Origin of the sequence: Listeria floridensis FSL S10-1187 (assembly GCF_000525875.1) — a bacterium.
Taxonomy (GTDB): domain Bacteria; phylum Bacillota; class Bacilli; order Lactobacillales; family Listeriaceae; genus Listeria; species Listeria floridensis.
In genome coordinates, this window is sequence record NZ_AODF01000083.1 from 1 (window position 1) to 959 (window position 959).

Annotated in this window: 1 protein-coding gene and 1 pseudogene; both read right to left on the reverse strand. The window is 45.0% G+C overall.

The window, feature by feature from the left end; translation table 11 throughout:
• A partial coding sequence (locus MFLO_RS14290) for a hypothetical protein (RefSeq protein WP_036098739.1) occupies positions 1 to 426 on the reverse strand: 426 nt, incomplete at its 3' end.
• A 201-nt stretch (positions 427 to 627) separates the two neighbouring features.
• Positions 628 to 959: pseudogene (locus MFLO_RS16090) on the reverse strand (hypothetical protein); the annotation flags it as partial.

Genomic DNA, 959 nt, shown 5'->3' on the forward strand with positions numbered 1-959 from the left:
ACTATCTACAGCATCTGTTTGAGGAGTAACAAAATCCATTTCAAGCGAACGAATCGTTAGGTTTTCCAACCAATCTTCTTCTGGCACTTTGCCCGTAAGATCTCCAAGTACTAAGTTCGGGACTTGAAGCCCCGCTGATTGATCGGCATCCCCTTTCCCTGTATTTTCTCCTGGTACACGTGCAAAGTGCAGTTCGGCTTTAGGTTGACTTGGGTCTCCATCACCCGTTTGGATGGTTAGATTCGAAGTCACATGGATCGGGCCTGAAAAGTAATAATCATCCGCCTCAAGTGAAAGAATTGCCTCTTCCGTTCGATTCACAGAAAGTGCCGCAATTGCTTCATTCCATTTCCGTGTGTTTTCCTTGGCTTCACTTTCTAAATATTGTGCATTGGGGTGTAAATCTAATTCGACTTGAATACTCATCGTTTCAATTCCTCTTTTCGTTTTTATTTCTCACGGCCATGAAAAGAACAATTGTTCTTGTTTTGAGAATAACAAGGAACACACGATCTGACAAATTTCGTATACTTTTATCAGGGAAGAGCTTTTTGGTTAAAGGGTCTCCCTCTTCTCCCCTCACGTATCCCACATAAAAAAGAGCCCGAAGAGGGCTCTCTTTTGTGTTTATTTCAATAATCGTCGAATTCCCAGATACAGAAATACGCTGCCTAAACCGACAGCTAACCCCGTAGGGAAAGGTTGATCCCCTGTATGGGGTAGTTTCGCTGGAGTTCTCCCTGAAGCAGAGGACTCTTGACTCGACAGAATGGGATCGTGTGACTCAACAGATTCTTGTGTTATGTCCCCTCTTTCAGGTGTCGGCTGTTCAGGTTGAACTGGGGGCTCAGGGTCAACTGGATCCATTGGATCTATAGGTTGTGGTTGTGGATCTGGATCTGGGGTTGGCTCAGGAAGTGGATCGACCATAATGGTATCGGCCTTCCACTGTGCATTAC